15 protein-coding genes are annotated in these 17,976 nt (G+C 30.5%); 7 read left to right on the top strand and 8 right to left on the bottom strand.

What is annotated here, in order from left to right; genetic code table 11:
* Positions 1–28: 28 nt before the first annotated feature.
* The 5 genes from D1817_06295 to D1817_06275 form a co-directional block, all read right to left on the bottom strand.
* On the bottom strand, positions 29–1,645 hold the full coding sequence (locus D1817_06295; GenBank protein ID AXT19492.1) for a CTP synthase: 1,617 nt from the start codon (positions 1,643–1,645) through the stop codon (positions 29–31).
* Between the two features lie 184 nt (positions 1,646–1,829).
* Positions 1,830–2,063: a hypothetical protein gene (locus D1817_06290; GenBank protein AXT19491.1), complete on the bottom strand. Its 234-nt coding sequence runs from the start codon at positions 2,061–2,063 to the stop codon at positions 1,830–1,832.
* 6 nt (positions 2,064–2,069) lie between these two features.
* Complete coding sequence (locus tag D1817_06285) at positions 2,070–2,615, bottom strand: DUF922 domain-containing protein (GenBank protein ID AXT19490.1); 546 nt, start codon at positions 2,613–2,615, stop codon at positions 2,070–2,072.
* Between the two features lie 68 nt (positions 2,616–2,683).
* Positions 2,684–4,603, bottom strand: a complete 1,920-nt coding sequence (locus D1817_06280) for a LysM peptidoglycan-binding domain-containing protein (GenBank protein ID AXT19489.1) — start codon at positions 4,601–4,603, stop codon at positions 2,684–2,686.
* 143 nt (positions 4,604–4,746) lie between these two features.
* Positions 4,747–6,282, bottom strand: a complete 1,536-nt coding sequence (locus D1817_06275; GenBank protein AXT19488.1) for a glutamine-hydrolyzing GMP synthase — start codon at positions 6,280–6,282, stop codon at positions 4,747–4,749.
* Positions 6,283–6,365: 83 nt separating this feature from the next.
* Between D1817_06275 and D1817_06270 the strand changes: the two genes are divergently transcribed.
* Positions 6,366–6,845, top strand: coding sequence for a hypothetical protein (locus D1817_06270; protein AXT19487.1), 480 nt, complete (start codon positions 6,366–6,368; stop codon positions 6,843–6,845).
* Here the strand turns inward: D1817_06270 and bshC are convergent.
* Positions 6,842–8,437, bottom strand: a complete 1,596-nt coding sequence (bshC, locus tag D1817_06265) for a bacillithiol biosynthesis cysteine-adding enzyme BshC (protein ID AXT19486.1) — start codon at positions 8,435–8,437, stop codon at positions 6,842–6,844. The two genes, D1817_06270 and bshC, sit on opposite strands and share 4 nt — an antisense overlap.
* 226 nt (positions 8,438–8,663) lie before the next feature.
* Between bshC and D1817_06260 the strand changes: the two genes are divergently transcribed.
* The 6 genes from D1817_06260 (at position 8,664) to D1817_06235 (ending at position 14,760) form a co-directional block, all read left to right on the top strand.
* Positions 8,664–11,147, top strand: a complete 2,484-nt coding sequence (locus D1817_06260; protein AXT19485.1) for a zinc carboxypeptidase — start codon at positions 8,664–8,666, stop codon at positions 11,145–11,147.
* Positions 11,148–11,235: 88 nt separating this feature from the next.
* Complete coding sequence (locus D1817_06255) at positions 11,236–11,670, top strand: hypothetical protein (protein ID AXT19484.1); 435 nt, start codon at positions 11,236–11,238, stop codon at positions 11,668–11,670.
* Between the two features lie 146 nt (positions 11,671–11,816).
* Complete coding sequence (locus D1817_06250) at positions 11,817–12,917, top strand: AraC family transcriptional regulator (protein ID AXT19483.1); 1,101 nt, start codon at positions 11,817–11,819, stop codon at positions 12,915–12,917.
* Between the two features lie 95 nt (positions 12,918–13,012).
* Complete coding sequence (locus D1817_06245) at positions 13,013–13,624, top strand: hypothetical protein (GenBank protein AXT19482.1); 612 nt, start codon at positions 13,013–13,015, stop codon at positions 13,622–13,624.
* 97 nt (positions 13,625–13,721) lie between these two features.
* A complete protein-coding gene (locus D1817_06240; protein ID AXT19481.1) occupies positions 13,722–14,465 on the top strand; it encodes an alpha/beta fold hydrolase in 744 nt (247 codons plus the stop codon).
* Between the two features lie 70 nt (positions 14,466–14,535).
* Entirely contained in the window at positions 14,536–14,760 is a 225-nt protein-coding gene (locus D1817_06235) for a hypothetical protein (GenBank protein ID AXT19480.1), read from the top strand.
* 31 nt (positions 14,761–14,791) lie between these two features.
* Here D1817_06235 and rimO read toward each other — a convergent pair whose 3' ends face one another.
* Positions 14,792–16,093 (bottom strand): 30S ribosomal protein S12 methylthiotransferase RimO, encoded by a 1,302-nt coding sequence (gene rimO / locus D1817_06230; protein ID AXT19479.1) that lies wholly within the window; start codon positions 16,091–16,093, stop codon positions 14,792–14,794.
* A gap of 147 nt (positions 16,094–16,240) precedes the next feature.
* Entirely contained in the window at positions 16,241–17,899 is a 1,659-nt protein-coding gene (locus D1817_06225; GenBank protein AXT19478.1) for an amidase, read from the bottom strand.
* Between the last annotated feature and the right edge of the window lie 77 nt (positions 17,900–17,976).

Genomic DNA, 17,976 nt, shown 5'->3' with positions numbered 1-17,976 from the left:
CGAATTTTTGTTTTATGCCATTCTGGCATTATTTATTTTTATTATGGGTTAGTGCTGCTTTTACAAAAGCTACAAATAGTGGATGGGGGTTAGAAACGGTGCTTTTATATTCTGGATGGTATTGCACACCAACAAACCAAGGGTGATCAGGAATTTCTACAATTTCTACTAAGCCTGTTTTAGGGTTATAGCCCGTAGTTTTCATTCCTGCAGTTTCAATTTGAGATTTATAACTACTATTAAATTCATATCTATGACGATGACGTTCTTGTATTAAAGTATCTTCATAAACATTGGCTACAATACTATCTTCAGCTAATTCACAATCCCAAGCACCTAAACGCATGGTTCCTCCTTTATTAGTAATTGATTTTTGTTCTTCCATAATATCAATTACCGGGTGTGGTGTATTAGCATTCATTTCTGTAGAGTTAGCATCTGCCAAACCTAGCACATTTCTACTATATTCAATCACAGCCATTTGCATTCCCAAGCAAATTCCTAAAAATGGAATGTTATGTTCTCGAACATATTTTACAGCATCAATTTTACCTTCAATACCTCGTTCTCCAAATCCTGGTGCAACCAATACACCATCTAAATGCGATAATTTAACTTCAACATCTGTATCTGATAAATATTCGGAATGAATAGATTCTATATTTATCTTTACTTCATTCGCAGCTCCAGCATGAATAAAAGATTCTAAAATAGATTTGTACGAATCTTGTAACTCAACATATTTACCAATTAATCCAATTGTAATTTCATTTTTAGGGTTTTTGTGACGTGATAAAAATTCGTTCCAGCGTGTTAAATCTGGTGAAGTACATTCTAACTTTAATCGTTTTAAAACAACTTTATCTAGTTTTTCTTCTAGCATTAAATTTGGCACATCATAAATGGTAGAAGCATCAATAGATTGGATTACTGCTTCTTGTTTTACATTACAAAAACGTGCTAATTTCACTTTTAAGCTTTCACTTAGTTCGTGTTCAGTTCTACATACTAAAATATTAGCTTGTACTCCACTCTCCATAAGTGTTTTAACACTATGTTGTGTAGGTTTAGTTTTTAATTCTCCTGCAGCAGATAAATATGGAATTAAAGTTAAATGAATTACTATAGCATTATCTTCCCCTAATTCCCATTGTAATTGTCGTACAGCTTCAATGTACGGTAGCGATTCAATATCTCCTACTGTCCCTCCTATTTCTGTAATAACAATATCGTAATCGCCAGATTTTCCTAAAATTTGGATACGTTCTTTAATCTCATCTGTAATATGAGGAATAACTTGTACTGTTTTTCCTAAAAATTCACCACGGCGTTCTTTGTCGATTACATTTTGATAAATTCTGCCTGTGGTTACATTATTTGCTTGTGAAGTAGGTACGTTTAAAAAACGCTCATAATGTCCAAGATCTAGATCGGTTTCTGCACCATCATCGGTTACATAACATTCACCATGTTCATAAGGGTTTAAAGTCCCTGGATCGATATTAATATAAGGATCTAATTTTTGAATTGTAGTACGGTAACCTTGTGCTTGAAGGAGTTTAGCTAAAGAGGCAGCTATTATTCCTTTTCCTAATGAAGAGGTTACACCTCCAGTTACAAAAACATATTTTGTTGTGCTTGTCATCTTGCGCTTTTAAACGCAGGCAAATTTACAAAGAAGAATTGAAACTTTTGAGTTTATTAAACATTGTTATTTGTGTTTTTTAGCAGATTCTTTTTATGATAAGTCCTAAAAAATTTATTAGTATAAATTATTATTCTAAAAACAATTAACAATAAAATTATCTATAATTAGATTAACTAAAATTTTATTCCACCATTTGTTTTTGAATATTTCTTACTAAATACTCTAGTCCATTTATTTTTAATTCATAAACTGTAGCTAACATGTTTCCTATTTGCCCTTTAGGAAATCCTTTATTGCGATACCAAACAATATAATATTCAGGTAAATCAATCATATATCTATCTTTATATTTACCATAAGGCATTTTAGTCATTGCTAGTTTTACTAAAAATTGCTTGCTCGTATTAGTGTCCAAAAAATATTATTTATAATAATTAAGTCTCATTAGTTGAAGGGCTACATCTTTTTCCCATTTTTTCTGAGCTTCAAGGCGTATAGAATGTTGAGTTTCAGAATCATATTGTTCTTGAAACTCTTTTAACTCTTCATTAATTTGCCTATTAAGCGTATTCATTTCGTTCTTAATGTTTAAAGTAAACGTTGTGTTTTCAATACGCTTTCTCAATTTTCTAGCAAACAATTCGGTAATATCGAAATGGAGGCGTTCATGTTCTAAAATCACATTATTTTCTTTACCTTTAAAATACCAAGATTTTTCTGGATAAAAATGTGAAATGACATGATAATCGTAACTTAATAATCGTGTTTTAGTTTGTTTTGCCGAAAATCCAAACGAGATTCCTGAAGCTGTTACTGCTGCAGCTCGTTCATTAGAAGTTGTTCTTTTAGTGCTTTTAAAATCTTTCCATTGTAATCGATAATTTGAATTCCAAATTATTGTAGAATCATAGTCTTGATCTTGATGTATTGTACACACAAAACATATGGCAACTAAAAACTTATACATTTATAATATTCTTTTTTAAAGAACGATTAAATTACTTTTTTTGTTGTAGAATCAATTTTTGAAAATTATCATTTGACTTCTACAATTTTTAAATCTTCGTATTTTATAATATAAGTTGCTTGATTATAAAACCCTCCAAATGTTGTTTTAGAATATCTAAATTTATTTTCTATATATTCTGTTTCCATTTCTTGATCAACTGCATCATACAATGAATTTTCTGTAGATGCCAAACGCAATAAAATATCCATTGTAATATCAAAACCACGAGCTGCATATCTATTTGGCGATGTTCCAAATGTATTAATATATTTAGTTACAAATGCATTTTCAACATCTGGATCATATGGTTTTTCTGCTGATGGGTATTGAAATTTTAATTTAGATAGATCATTATTAGAAATTTCATTCCCTTCAAAAGCTCTATTTTTATTTGTGGTCATTAATACAACCTCAACTCCAAGTTCTTCATCTATAAAAGAGCTTAGCATACTCGAAATACTTGACACGTAACCACTATTTTCAGTTTCTAAAAACACAACATTCATTCCTGGTTTAAACTCTTCTTCTATATCTTTAGGAAGAATAAAATAAGCTTCTTTATCTTCTTTATCTTTTCTTGAAAAAATTTGCTTAGCTCTTGGGAAACGCTGTTTTAATATATCGCTTTTAGCTTTACTTTTTGAATCTGATATAATAATAATGTTTTTTACCAATGTATCTTTTTCTACATAATTAGCTATCACATTTCTTAATAATGCTTCCTCAGGTTGTGTTTGAAACACATTCCTGTAAACGTTTTTTAATGTTTTTACTGTAGAGATTATAGGTACTTTTTCTGATTGTAGCATTGAAGCTGCACGCTCAAAATTATCAGCAATCAATGGGCCGATAACAGCGTCATAATTAGAAAAATTATTGTCGTTTATAATACGTGTAACATCTCCTATTCGAGCTCTTGTATCGTAAACATCCAATTTTGTTGATATCCCTAATTGTTTTGCAGAATCTAGAGCTACAAGCACTCCTGTATGAAAATCTAATGAAATATTTAAAATTCCTCCGTCTCTATTTAATTGCTCTTTTATATTACTAATAGAATCCATGTCTAGCCTATGTAAACGAAATGGAAGCATTACTGCTAATCGTTTAGTATCATAATTTATGATATTATCTATTAGTGAGAATTTTTTATAGTCACCACCAACAAGTGCTTCTACTGATTTCGGAACCTTTAAAATCATTCCTACTTTTAAGCCTCCTTCTTTTAAAATTGGATTTAGCGTTTCTAATTCATCTTGCTGCAGTCCTGTTTTTCGATATAACGCTAAAAATCCTTCTTTAGGTAATACAGTATAATACCCATATTCTTCATCTACTTCAAGTTCTTCATTATCTGCAATATTAGGAACAATTACTTCCTGATCAAATTGTAACTCTTCGCCTATTATTTTAGGATTTAACTTTTCTAATTCTGGAACAGATATTCCAAATTTATATGCTACCCTCCATTTACCTTCACTTTGCTGTACTTTATATTTTTTTAAAGTATTTCCTAAATTCGTTGTCGATTTCACAATTCCAAATTTTGGAATTTGAATACGATCTCCTTTTTTTAATCCTTCTGAGTATAGTCTCTTATTGTGTTTTTTAATATCTTCAATCTCAATATTATACTTTTGAGAGATGCTAAATAAAGTTTCTTTACGCTTTACTTTATGCGTAACATAATTGAGTAATTTTTTAATTTCTGTTTCTATAGGTGTTTCTAATACTTTAGATTTTGGAATAACTAACACAATATTAGGTTCAAGATTAGTTTTTGCATCAGGGTTTAATGCAATAATATCGAAAGGGGTTACCTTGTAAGTTTTCGCAATACTTTCAATACTTTCTCCTTGCTTTACTTTATGTGTTTTATAATCTTGCGCTAAGGCTATATAACCAAAAAAGAGTATAAAACTAAGGCAGGTTAAAACGTTTTTCATCTGCTAATATTTTTGTTTTTTGCATTAAAGATCGAGCAATTGTACTAACGTTTTTTGAATTCCAAATTTTATTAAGAATAACAGAAAACATGTTGCTAAAGCCTAATCACATATTTAATGTGAGTATGCTTTTTTAATATTAATTATTCCCACTCAATTGTTGCTGGTGGTTTGGAACTAATATCATACACTACTCTATTAACGCCTTTTACTTTGTTTATTATATCATTTGAGGTTTTTTGTAAAAACTCATATGGTAAGTTTACCCAATCGGCAGTCATACCATCTGTACTTTCTACAGCTCTTAAAGCGACTACTTTTTCGTAAGTTCGCTCATCTCCCATAACACCAACACTATTAACGGGTAATAATATCGCACCAGCTTGCCATACTTTATCATATAATTTCCATTCACGTAATCCATTTATAAAAATGGCATCCACCTCTTGTAATATACGTACTTTTTCTGCAGTTAGATCTCCGAGTATTCGAATTGCTAGTCCTGGGCCTGGAAAAGGATGACGTCCTAGTAATTCTTTATCGATCCCTAAAGTAGCTCCTACACGTCGTACTTCATCTTTAAATAAAGCTTTAAGTGGCTCGACAACTTTTAATTTCATAAAGTCTGGTAAGCCTCCTACATTATGATGACTCTTAATTGTTGCACTAGGTCCACCTGTAGCAGATACACTCTCAATCACATCTGGATAAATAGTACCTTGAGCTAACCACTTTACATCTTCTATTAAATGTGCTTCATCATCAAAAACTTCAATAAATACTCGTCCTATTGTTTTTCGTTTTTGCTCTGGGTCGCTCTGTCCAGCTAAAGCATCCAAAAAGCGTGCCGAAGCATCAACACCTTTTACATTAAGCCCCATTCCTTCATACTGTTTAAGCACACTTGTAAACTCATCCTTACGTAACAAACCATTATTTACAAATACACAATATAAGTTCTTACCAATAGCTTTATGTAATAATACAGCTGCCACACTAGAATCAACTCCTCCAGATAATCCTAATACAACTTTATCATCTCCTATTTGTGATTTTAAGTTAGCTACCGTTTCTTCAACAAAAGAATCTGGAGTCCAATCTTGGGCTACACTTGCAATATTTACTAAAAAATTTTCCAATATTTGTTTTCCATCTGTAGAATGATATACTTCTGGATGAAATTGAATAGCATAAGTTTGTTCTCCTTCAATTTTAAATGCGGCATTAAGCACATCGTGTGTACTAGCTAATAATTTTGCATTTGTTGGCAATGCTTTTATAGTATCACTATGACTCATCCATACCTGACTGCCTACTGAAATATTTTGAAAAAACGGTTCGTTTTCTTCTATAAACGATAAATTAGCACGACCATATTCTCTTGTATTTGAAGGTGCTACTTCTCCGCCAGAAAAATGTGCTAAATATTGTGCTCCATAACAGACAGCTAACAATGGTTTTTTAGCTCGAATTTCTGAAAGGTTTGGATGTAATGCATCATCGCCTCTTACAGAAAATGGGCTTCCAGATAGGATTACAGCTTTAAAATTATCTAGGTTAGATGGAATTTTGTTATAAGGATGAATTTCGCAATAAATGTTGAGTTCTCGAACTCTACGAGCTATAAGTTGTGTGTATTGCGAACCAAAATCTAAGATTAATACGTTGTTGTTTTGCATATGCAAAATTAATCCATTAAAGGTATTCTCACAACCTTTTTATATTTATAATTTACTATATTATTAAATATTTTTCAAGCACTATGATTCTCAAAATATCTATTAAAAAATCGTTCTCTAAACCAAGTATTTTAACTATTATTCGTTCTGATGGTAGTAGCACTTGGTCTAAATTACACATAGGGATGGAAACTCATGATTTAGCACATTATGCGGTTGAAAAGGTTTTAAAATTTACATCTGCCTTTTATGGTATTATCAACAAAGGTTTTAATATTAATGATTTTGAATTACCAAAAGAACAGCGTCCAAATCTTATTACCCCTGAATCTTTAGTCACCGAACATATTGTAAATCTTTTAGAAGTAGAATTTTTAAACTCAGGAAACAATCACAATTTTATTGAAGATTTAAAGCAGATATTAAGTGATAATAATTTACCATTTCCTAATAATCTTAATTCTGAAACGCTTACAAAGATTAGAAATGTGTACCAAGGTCTTGTTATAAAGTGGAAAGCGTTGAAAAATGATGAGATGCTAAATTTAGAGCTTAGCTTTTAAATTCCTATAACTAAAAACTCTTTTGACAAAGGTTTTAATTCCGTTATCAATTTAAAAATTAGATCATTTCCGAACTCTAAATACAATTCTGAAAAATTAAGGTTACGCTCTTGCAAACTTTGCCCAGGAAACAATTCGTTTTGTAGTTCTTTTATTCGTGTAACTTGTTCGCTTAATTTACGTTTTTGAGCTTTTAATAAGCGTTTTTCAAGGTTATTCAACCCTTTTAGTTGTTTTTTTTCTTGCGCAGCTACTGCTCCTAAAAACGATTTATCTGTTTGATCGGCTAACGTATATAAATTTTCAAACTGTGATTTCAAAAATGCTCTTTGGTCTGTGAAATCAATATCTATTTCAGATAAGTTTTTTACTTGCTGGTTTACTAATACTTGCTGGTTTAAAAACAAATCTTTTAATGACAGGTTTAATTTTTTCTGTTTTTCGGTTTGTTTTGCTGTTTTCACAAGTGTCGAATTGCGCAATAGCAACATTGGAAAAGGCACATTCACAGTTTCAAAAAAGGTTTTAAATTCAAACCAATACGCTAATTCACCACCTCCACCTATATAACACAGGTTAGGTAATATTACTTCCTGATATAAAGGACGCATAATTACATTAGGAGAAAATCGTTCTGGGAATTCATTAACTTCAGCTAATAAATCTGTTTTACTCCAAGTAATACTTGTTTCATTAACCTGATATCCTTCATTTGTTTCAACAATACGTTCTCGTAATCCATTAATGAGATAAAATAAATTAATCTCTCTCGGGTTTACCTGTATTTTATGACCTAGCTCTTTTAACGATTCACAAGTTTGAGACACCTCTTTATAAGATGTGTTTTTTACTAAATCTTCTTCTATAAAGGGAATAAATAAACGCTTTAATTCTGAGTTATTAGCATCAACAATAACCAATCCTTGTTCTCCAAAAAGAGTATTTGCTATGTAACGTGTTGCATCTGTTAAGTTATCATGTTTCAGATATCCTTCTTCAAATAAGTTTTTTAAAAAATCTGCATTCTTGCCTTGCCCTAGTTCTGAAGAAAACATTTTAAAAACCTCATCTAGGCCTTCAGTTTTTAACTCCCCAACAGCTCCACTAGCTTCTCTTTGCCACTGTATTTTTTTTCCTTTAAAATTAAAGAAATTAATCTCATCAAAGTCATGATCTTCAGATGCCATCCAATATACAGGTACAAAGTTATATTCAGGATATTCTACTTTTAGCTCTTTAGCTAAATTAATAGCAGAAATAATTTTATATAAAAAATAAAGTGGTCCCGTAAAAAGGTTTAACTGATGCCCTGTAGTAATCGTAAATGTGTTTGACTCTCTTAAGCTTTCAATATGTTTTTGAGTTGCAAGTGAAGTATTAATTGAGGCATACTGTTGCTTCAATACATTTTCCAAAACAACTCTTGATGTATTTGGGAAACTATCTTGTTTTTCAATAATTTGTGCTTTAAAATTCTCAAGCTTTGGAAATCTATTATAGAATGTTTTTAATTCTGGTTTTTCATCTAAATAATCACAAATTAAAGATGAGAAATAATTAGTATCTCTAAATGATAAACATTCTGTTGGCATAGATAATTAGTATTGAAAAATATCGCGTAAATATACTGCTCTTTACCCTTATAATTACTAAATTTTAGTTAATTCGATAATGTCATTTCCCTTTTTAATTTCAAAAATAAGCCAACAACTTCTATAACTTTAATTTTAAATGATTAAGAAAAAATAAAGATTATCTTTATCAAACCTCATTTCTGCTTCATATATTTACTCACACTTTTTAATCAAAATAAAAACAATGCATAAGCTTTTTTACGTTTTATTATTCACACTTAGTTCGTTTTCAATAATTAATGCTCAGCAATTACAATCTCCTAGTGATTTTTTAGGTTATGAGTTGGGCACACAGTTTTCTAGGCATCATCAAGTTGTCGATTATTTTAAGCATGTTGCAAATACTGTTTCTAACCAAGTAAAATTAGAGCAATATGGTAAAACTTACGAACGCCGTCCATTATATGTCGCCTATATCTCTTCTGAAGAAAACTTAAAAAACTTAGAAACTATACGTGAGAACAATTTAAAAAATGCTGGTATTATAGATGGTGAACCTTCTGCAACAGATATAGCTATTGTTTGGCTGAGTTATAATGTTCACGGAAACGAAGCATCGAGTACAGAAGCAGCTATGAAAACGATTTATACTTTACTTACAGAAAAGCAAGAATGGCTGAAAAATACTGTTGTAATTATTGACCCATGTATTAATCCAGACGGACGTGATCGTTATGCTAACTGGTTTAACGAAACCGCAAGTATGCCTTATGATATTGATCAACAAGCAAGTGAACATAATGAGCCTTGGCCTGGAGGAAGACCTAATCATTATTTGTTCGATTTAAATCGTGATTGGGCTTGGGCGACACAAACAGAATCTGCTTCTCGATTAAAAATATATAATAAATGGATGCCACATATTCATGTCGATTTTCATGAACAAGGAATTAATGAACCTTATTATTTTGCACCAGCTGCGGAACCTTTTCATGAAGTAATTAGTGATTGGCAACGTGATTTTCAAACACAAATAGGGCAAAATCATGCTAAATATTTTGACTCAAATGGATGGCTTTATTTTACTCGCGAACGTTTTGATTTATTCTATCCTAGTTATGGAGATACTTACCCAACTTACATGGGAGCTATTGGGATGACATATGAGCAAGGAGGTCATGGTCGTGGAGGTCTTGGTGTTTTAAATGACGAAGGAGATGTTTTAACATTAGTTGATCGCTTAACACATCATACAACTACAGGTTTATCTACTGTTGAAATTTCTTCAAAAAATGCCGTACAATTAAATGCTGAGTTCAAGAAGTTTTTTAATAATTCATCATTAAAATATAAAAGTTATGTATTACAGGGGAATGCAGATAATATTGAAAGTCTTAAAAATTTATTAGATCAACATGAAATTATTTATGGTAGTCCTTCAAATGGTAAAGTAACAGGGTTAAGTTATGCAACAAATACTCAAGGAAGTATAACCACTACATCTAACGATCTGATAGTAAGCACAAATCAACCAAAAGGAAAAATGATTAAAGTATTATTTGAGCCAGATGCAAAGCTTAGCGATTCTTTAACTTATGACATTACTGCTTGGAGTATTCCTTATGCTTATGGTTTAAATGCTATTGCAAGCACAAAATTAATTACGTCAAATACATCAACATCAAAAACTATTTCAAATTCTAAAAATACAAATGCTACAGCTTATATTGTAAAATGGAATAGTTTAAAAGATGCAGAATTTCTGGCAGATTTATTAAAACAAAATATTAAAGTACGTTTTACAGAAAAACCATTAAATACTGCTGGAAAAACTTTTAACAGAGGATCTTTAATTATTGTACGTGGTGATAATAAAAAAATAAGCAATCTTGATGATATTCTATTAAAAAAAGCAAACAAATTTAATCGTGAATTAAATATAGTTTCGACTGGATTTTCTAAAAGCGGGCCAGATTTAGGGTCACCTGATATAAAATTAGTGAATAAACAAAAAATAGCCATTTTATCTGGAGATGGAACCTCATCATTAAATTACGGAGCATTATGGCATTTCTTTGAACAACAATTACATTATCCTGTAACTTCTATAAATACAGAGCATTTAAATTTTGTAGAGCTTTCTAAATATAATATACTAATCATGCCAAGTGGTTTCTATAATAACATCTTAGATGAAGATGCTATGAAAGAGTTACAAACCTGGATTCGTAAAGGTGGAAAAGTAATTGCTATTGATCGTGCGCTTAATGCTTTTGCAGGAAAAAAAGGATTTAATTTAAAATATAATGAATCTGAAGATAAAGAACCTAATAAGCTTATTGCTTATGCAGATCGTGAACGTGAAGGTGCAAGAAACTTAATTACTGGTGCTATATTTAAAACAAAAGTAGATCATACTCATCCGCTAGGGTTTGGATATTCTGACACTTATTTTTCTTTAAAGCAAGGTGGCACATCATATAGCTTAATGGACAGAGGTTTTAATGTCGCACATATAGGTGAAACACCAACTCGCATGTCTGGATTTGCTGGTAGTGAAGCTATAAAAAAGTTAAGTAACTCATTAGTTTATGGAGAGGAGCGTATGGGATCAGGTAGTCTAGTTTATATGGTAGAAGATCCTGTATTTAGAGGTTTTTGGCAAAATAGTAAGTTATTTTTAGTAAATGCGATCTTCTTTGTAAATAGTAATGCGTTTGAGTTGTAGTTTAATAACAAACATATTTCATCGGAGTCATTATTTTTTTCAATTCTAGATCTAATATTATTTATTAAAAATATGATGGATTCTAATCATGAAGACTATATTTTTAAATCATTTTATTATACTATTTTTTCTGTTACAGTCTTGTAATAAGCAACCTGATATTACAATTACAGAAATACGCTACGGTTCTCAATTTGGAATGTGTGAAGGGTATTGCTATTCGGAAGTTATTTATAATAAAAAATCAGAGATTAATATTAAAAAAGCTTGGAGAGATACCATAAATAATCCAACAGCAACAGAATTAAAAAAAATAGAATACACCAAATGGGAATCACTAACGAACTCAATTAATCTTTCTGATTTTTATGCCTTAGATAATCGTTTAGGATGCCCAGATTGTGCTGACGGTGGAGAAAGTTGGGTAGATATAAAAACGAAAACAAAATCTTATCGTGTAAGTTTTGAATATGGAGTTACACCTAAACCTTTAAAAAAATTAGTAGAATTAATCAACGACTAAACAAATATAACTTCAGGAGAAGGGTTATTATTTTAAAAATAAAATTCTACAATAAATCGTATTTTTTTCAAGCTTAATTTGTTTTGCTTACAAAGGTTTACATCTAAAAAAGGATATCTTTTAAATTTGTATTCTTAAATTTAGCTATGAACTTTTTTGAAATCATCTTCTTATTCTTTTCCTTTTTAGGGCTACTGATGTCTGGTTTTTTCTTTATAAAAAAGAAAGGTGATAACATCGCAAACAAACTGCTTGGTGTTTATTTATTATTGTTTTCGTATAATATTATTTCTAACTGTTTTTATTGGTCTGAGTTAATGTATACCAAAACTTATATTCACTTATTTTATACAGTTTATTTTCCTTGGGTGTCTTATGGTCCATTATTTTATTTATATATAAGGCGTGTTATAAAAGGAAAATCATTAACATACATTAATGCTTTACATTTCATTCCTTTTCTATTTATACTTATAGGCAGATGGCCATTATATATTTTAAATGCAGATAATAAACTATCAGTTGTTACTAATGGCAGTTGGTCAGATTTTGGTTATACTCCTAAATACTTGAGTTGGATAATTGTTATACAATTACTTATTTATGGTATTGCTACAATTTTACTTTTCAAAAAGAACAATACAATATTAAATACTAATAAAAAGATTTGGTTAAAGGTTTTTATAGGGTCATTTTTTGGTTATTGGATAGCTTTCGTCTCTTATTTTATTTTATTATCTCTTGATTTAATCACTACACAGAATGATTATTTTATTGGTTATATCATTATCTTTTTTATTGGATTTGTAACTTATTTCGGGGTTATGCAGCCTGATGTTTTTAATGGGCTTCCAATGCAAAAGGTATTGCCATTTATTAAATATCAAAAAACTGGCTTACCACATTCAAGGTCTTTAGAACTTAAAGAACAACTTGCGTTGTTAATGATTGAAGAAAAGCCATATTTAGAAAACGATTTAAAATTAATCAGTTTGGCAAAACATCTTAATCTGCCTAGACATCACATGTCTCAAGTTATTAATGAACATTTTCACTTATCGTTTTTCGATTATATTAATCAATATCGTATTAATGATGCTAAAACATTATTACTTCAAAAAAATAAAGATTTAAATATTAACCAGATTGCTTATTCGGTTGGGTTTAACAATAGAGTGTCTTTTTATAAAGCTTTTAAAAAGTTTGAACAATGTGCTCCTACAGATTTTATTTCTGCTCATTCATAATAATTTCAAAAAAATAAAGCTTGCTTCTAAAAGTTAACAGCTTTAATCTAAAAATACTTTTGTTTTGAGTTTACAATCTTAAACAAACAGTTATTATGAAAGTAAATCATTATTTTATCATGTTCTTATTAAGCAGCTTATTTACATATTCGCAAAGCGAGTCGTTTCCAAAATCTTGGTTTAAAGATGAACCTTCAAAAAACCTTCCTTATGGTAGATTAAGTACAAGTAAAATTGCTCCTACTAATGATTTTGACAAACTAATTGGTGTTTGTGACTGCAAAAGTGTTTCTCGACAAGCTGATGGAAAATGGGCAGATACTTTATCTTTAAAATGGAGATGGAAGTATATTATGAATGGTAATGGTGTTCAGGATGAAGGGTGGTTTGGCAATAAAGATAATCCTTCATATTTTACGAGTATTCGTTCTTACGACAAAACAAATAAGCAGTGGTACGTGAGCTATTTCACACCTAATTTAAGTGCTATACCCAGTACATGGACTGGTCGTAAAGAAGATGAAAACATAGTTTTAAAACGAGAAACTAAAACACCTAATGGGAAATCTGCTACTAGTGTTCTTACGTTTTATAATATAACTCATCAAGGTTTTAATTGGGAAGGAAAGATAGAAAATCCCGAACTGCCAAATGGGGAATATATATTTTGGAAGATCTTTTGTGAAAAACAATTTTCTAGCAATTAACACTCTTTAACTTTAATTAACAGTGAATTATTATCTATTACGTTAATATTGGAAATTATATTTTAAACTTAAACATAACTTTCAATATTATAAATTTATGACTCGTAAAATATCACTTGCATTTATATTATCAATTACATTTTTAATTGCCTTAGGTGCACAAGTTAATAATACTTCAGAAATAAACTTTAACACAAAAGATAATCAAACTATAAGTGCTACTTATTTAATACCGCAAACTAAAGTTGAAAATTACCCTGCTATTATACTAATTCATCAAGGTGGTTCTTCAAAACAAGAATGGTTAGGTTTATCTATAACCGATAGACTCATAAAAGAAGGATACGCAATATTAGCTTATGATATCAGACAACATGGTAAATCATCAAAAGACAAAGGAGACATTTTTGACTTATTTAATAACCCCAATAGAGCACCATTAGATTTACAAGCTGCAATTAACTTTTTACATAATGATAAGCGTATTAATACCAAACGTATTGGAATTATGGGAGCTTCAGTAGGCGCTAATTTAGCTTGTGTAGCTGCTTCCGATTCCAAATATGGAGTAAAATCTATAGTTTCTCTATCTTCAAAAACTTCTGCTGCACAAAATTTAAGTGGTAATAAAGCACCTATTAAACTAAAAAATGCATTTCATATTGCTTCAAAAAATGAGCAAGGTGGGTTACGCAAAAAATGGGCTGAAGAATTATATGCAAAAACTTCTAGGGAACGAAAAATAGTTATTGCTGAAGGAAATCAGCACGGCGCTCATATCTTAAAAGCTAATCAAAATCTGAATAATGAAATAATAGAGTGGTTTAAAAAAACGTTGTGAATTTTTATAAAATAATGTAACAATATTATATAAAATCGTCTTACTGTTGCATTAAAGTTTTATTAAAGCTATGAAAGAAATAAAAAACATCTGGATCAACAATCCTTCAAGAAAACAATTAATTGTATTTATTTCGTTATGGTTTATTGGGATTACCTTATTGGCTCTAGTTGTAACTGATTTATTTACAGAAACCCTTTTCCAAAGCAAAAACAGTATCGTACTACTCTTAATGGGAACTTCTACAGTAGTTATTTTTAAATTACTCCTTAATTATATAAAAAATAGCAAGTAAACAAAGATTCGTTAACTATATTTAGGATTAATCAAATTACTTCTGCATACAAATCAAAATCTGATGCATCTGTAACTTTAACTTTAGCAAATTCCCCCGTTTTAAGGTAAGTTTCTGAAGCATTTATTAAAACTTCATTATCTACGTCTGGTGAATCAAATTCAGTACGCCCTACAAAGTAATCACCTTCCTTACGGTCGATAACTATTTTAAACTCTTTCCCTATTTTTTGCTGATTAAGTTCCCAAGAGATTTGAGATTGAATTTCCATAATCTCGTTGGCACGTTCTTGTTTCACTTCTTTTGGCACGTCATCTTCTAAATTATATGCATGCGTATTTTCTTCGTGAGAATAGGTAAAACACCCTAAACGTTCAAATCGCATATCTTGAACCCAGTTTTTAAGCGTTTGATAATCTTCTTCTGTTTCTCCTGGATAACCAACAATTAAAGTCGTTCTAATTGTCATATCTGGAACGGTAGCTCTAAATTGTTTAAGCAGTTTAGTAGTTTTTTCCTTTGTAGTTCCACGACGCATACTTTTTAATATAGAATCTGAAATATGCTGTAGCGGAATATCTAAATAGTTACATATTTTAGGTTCACGATTCATAACATCTAACACATCCATCGGGAAACCTGTCGGAAACGCATAATGTAAACGAATCCATTCGATTCCTTCAACTTTTACTAAAGCTTCAAGTAGTTCGGCAAGGTTTCGTTTTTTGTATAGATCTAATCCGTAATAGGTTAAATCCTGAGCTATCAGAATTAATTCTTTTACTCCATTAGCCGCTAATTTTTCAGCTTCAACTACTAATTCTTCAATAGGGGTCGATTTATGTTTCCCTCGCATTAATGGAATAGCACAAAAACTACATGGGCGATCACAACCTTCAGCGATTTTTAAATATGCGTAGTTTTTAGGAGTTGTTGTTAAGCGTTCTCCTATAAGTTCGTGTTTATAGTCTGCTCCTAAAACTTTTAATAAACCTGGTAACTCTGTGGTTCCAAAGTATTGGTCAACATTTGGGATCTCTTTTTGCAAATCAGGTTTATATCGTTCGCTTAAACATCCTGTTACAAACACTTTATCTACATCTCCTTCTTCTTTCTTTTTAACGTATTCTAAAATGGTATTAACGCTTTCTTCTTTAGCATTATTAATAAATCCGCAAGTATTTATCACTACAATATTACCTTCTTCTTCATGTACAACTTCTTTGTTATTTGCTTTAAGCTGTCCCATTAACACTTCACTATCGTAAACATTTTTACTACAACCTAGTGTTACTACGTTAATCTTATTCTTTTTTAGTGATTTTGTTCGCATACCTCAATTTATCGAGCTGCAAAGATACAACCTAAATTTGTTTGGTATAATTATTTATAACGGATATATCTTAAAGCTAAAAAATGCCATTATAAGGTAGCTTAAAATGGCATTTTTTAATAAGATTTAATTATTATATCTAACGTTTTAATTATAATTTTTTGGGGAAATTCTCATTTTTGAAGCGCGTTCGTATGCATTAGCCCAGCTCAATAATTTAAGCTCTTCTTTAGGTTTAGCTATAAATGTTAATCCTCTTGGTTGTCCATTATCTCTATAACCCATAGGTACTGTTATAGCAGGGTACAAAGCTACTGCTGCAAAACCAGCATGAAAATTATTAATAGATAATACACCATCTAAATTATGAGCATTCATTGGTGTATCAAAAAATTTACGTCCGTTAGTACGTAATAAATCTCTCATTGCTTCTAACTCTTTAGTTGTTGCAGTTTCTGCTACAATACCTTTAAATAAACGTTGTCCATAAGGTGCAGATTTTAAAGAATCCTGATTATTAAATGTAACCACATCTTTTGCGTTTTTAAGATTCAAGCTTTTATCTCCATAATTTTCAAAGTAGCTAGGTAGATCGATTTTCATCTCTGCAGTTAGAAATCTTGTAAATTCAGGAAGATCAACTTGTTCTTGTTCTATTTCAATAACTTCGGCACCTAACTCTTTTAAATTATTAACTGCATTAACATATAATGTATCTGTCATTAATCCTTTAATAGCTCCAAAACGTTTTCCTTTTAAATCTAGATCAAGATTGCTGGCATAATTAAACCCGTCTCCATGATTTGTAAACGATGCACTGTCTTTAGCATCTTTACCGGTCATCGCTGATAATACGATCGCATTATCTATAACATTTTTAGTAATTGGTCCAGTAGTATCTAAGGTGCTAGAAATTGGTACAACTCCTCCTCTACTCAATAAACCAATAGTTGGTTTTATGCCTACTGCCGAGTTACTACTTGCCGGTGACAAAATAGAACCTGCTGTTTCACTACCAATAGCCGCAACAGCAAAATTAGCTGTAGCAGAAACACCACTTCCTGAGCTAGAACCTCCTGTATCAAAAATACGTCTCCCATATGGATTTAACGTTTGTCCACCTATGGCACTATAACCACTTGGACAATCACCACAGAAAAAATAAGCCCATTCACTTAAATTAGCCTTCCCTAAAATAATAGCTCCATTAGCTTTTAAACGTTCTACAACAAAAGCGTCTCCTACATTATTATTTTCTAAAGCAGCAGCACCAGCAGTGGTCATCATCCCCTCTGTATTAATATTGTCTTTTAATAAAATTGGCATCCCAAAAACTGAATATTTTAATTGATTCATCTCTTTTGGAGATGCTTTAAGTTCTGCATCTTTTTGCTTTGCTATTTTAATTGCATCTGGATTTAAAGCTATTATAGAGTTTAATGATAACTCATTATTTCTGTCATACTTTTTAATTCTGTATAAATAGAATTTTGTTAAGTTTTCATAAGTTAATCTTCCTGTTAAAATATGATTTTGAAGTCTTGGAATATCTTTGTCTATAATTAAACCTTTTAGACGGTTATAATCTTCTTCTGTAAATCCTTTTAAGTCACTTTCAACAGTTTTCATGACATCACTTGAAGTGATGTATTTTGAATCTAATACTTTAAATTCTCTAAAATCTTTAACTTCAATATCACTTGCTTCAATTTTAGCATCTTCTGGTATTTCTTCAGTTTGTTTAGTATCTTTTTTACATGATACAATTGTAAATACAACAAGAAATAATAAAATTAGTTTTTTCATTTTAGATTGAATTAAAAAGGATTATATGGTTTATTACTAAGCCGACTAAAGTAATAAATATTGTTGTTAAAAGAAAA

The sequence above is a fragment of the Flavobacteriaceae bacterium genome (assembly GCA_003443635.1).
Taxonomy (GTDB): Bacteria; Bacteroidota; Bacteroidia; order Flavobacteriales; family Flavobacteriaceae; genus AU392.
This window is presented reverse-complemented; position numbering and strand designations above follow the sequence as displayed.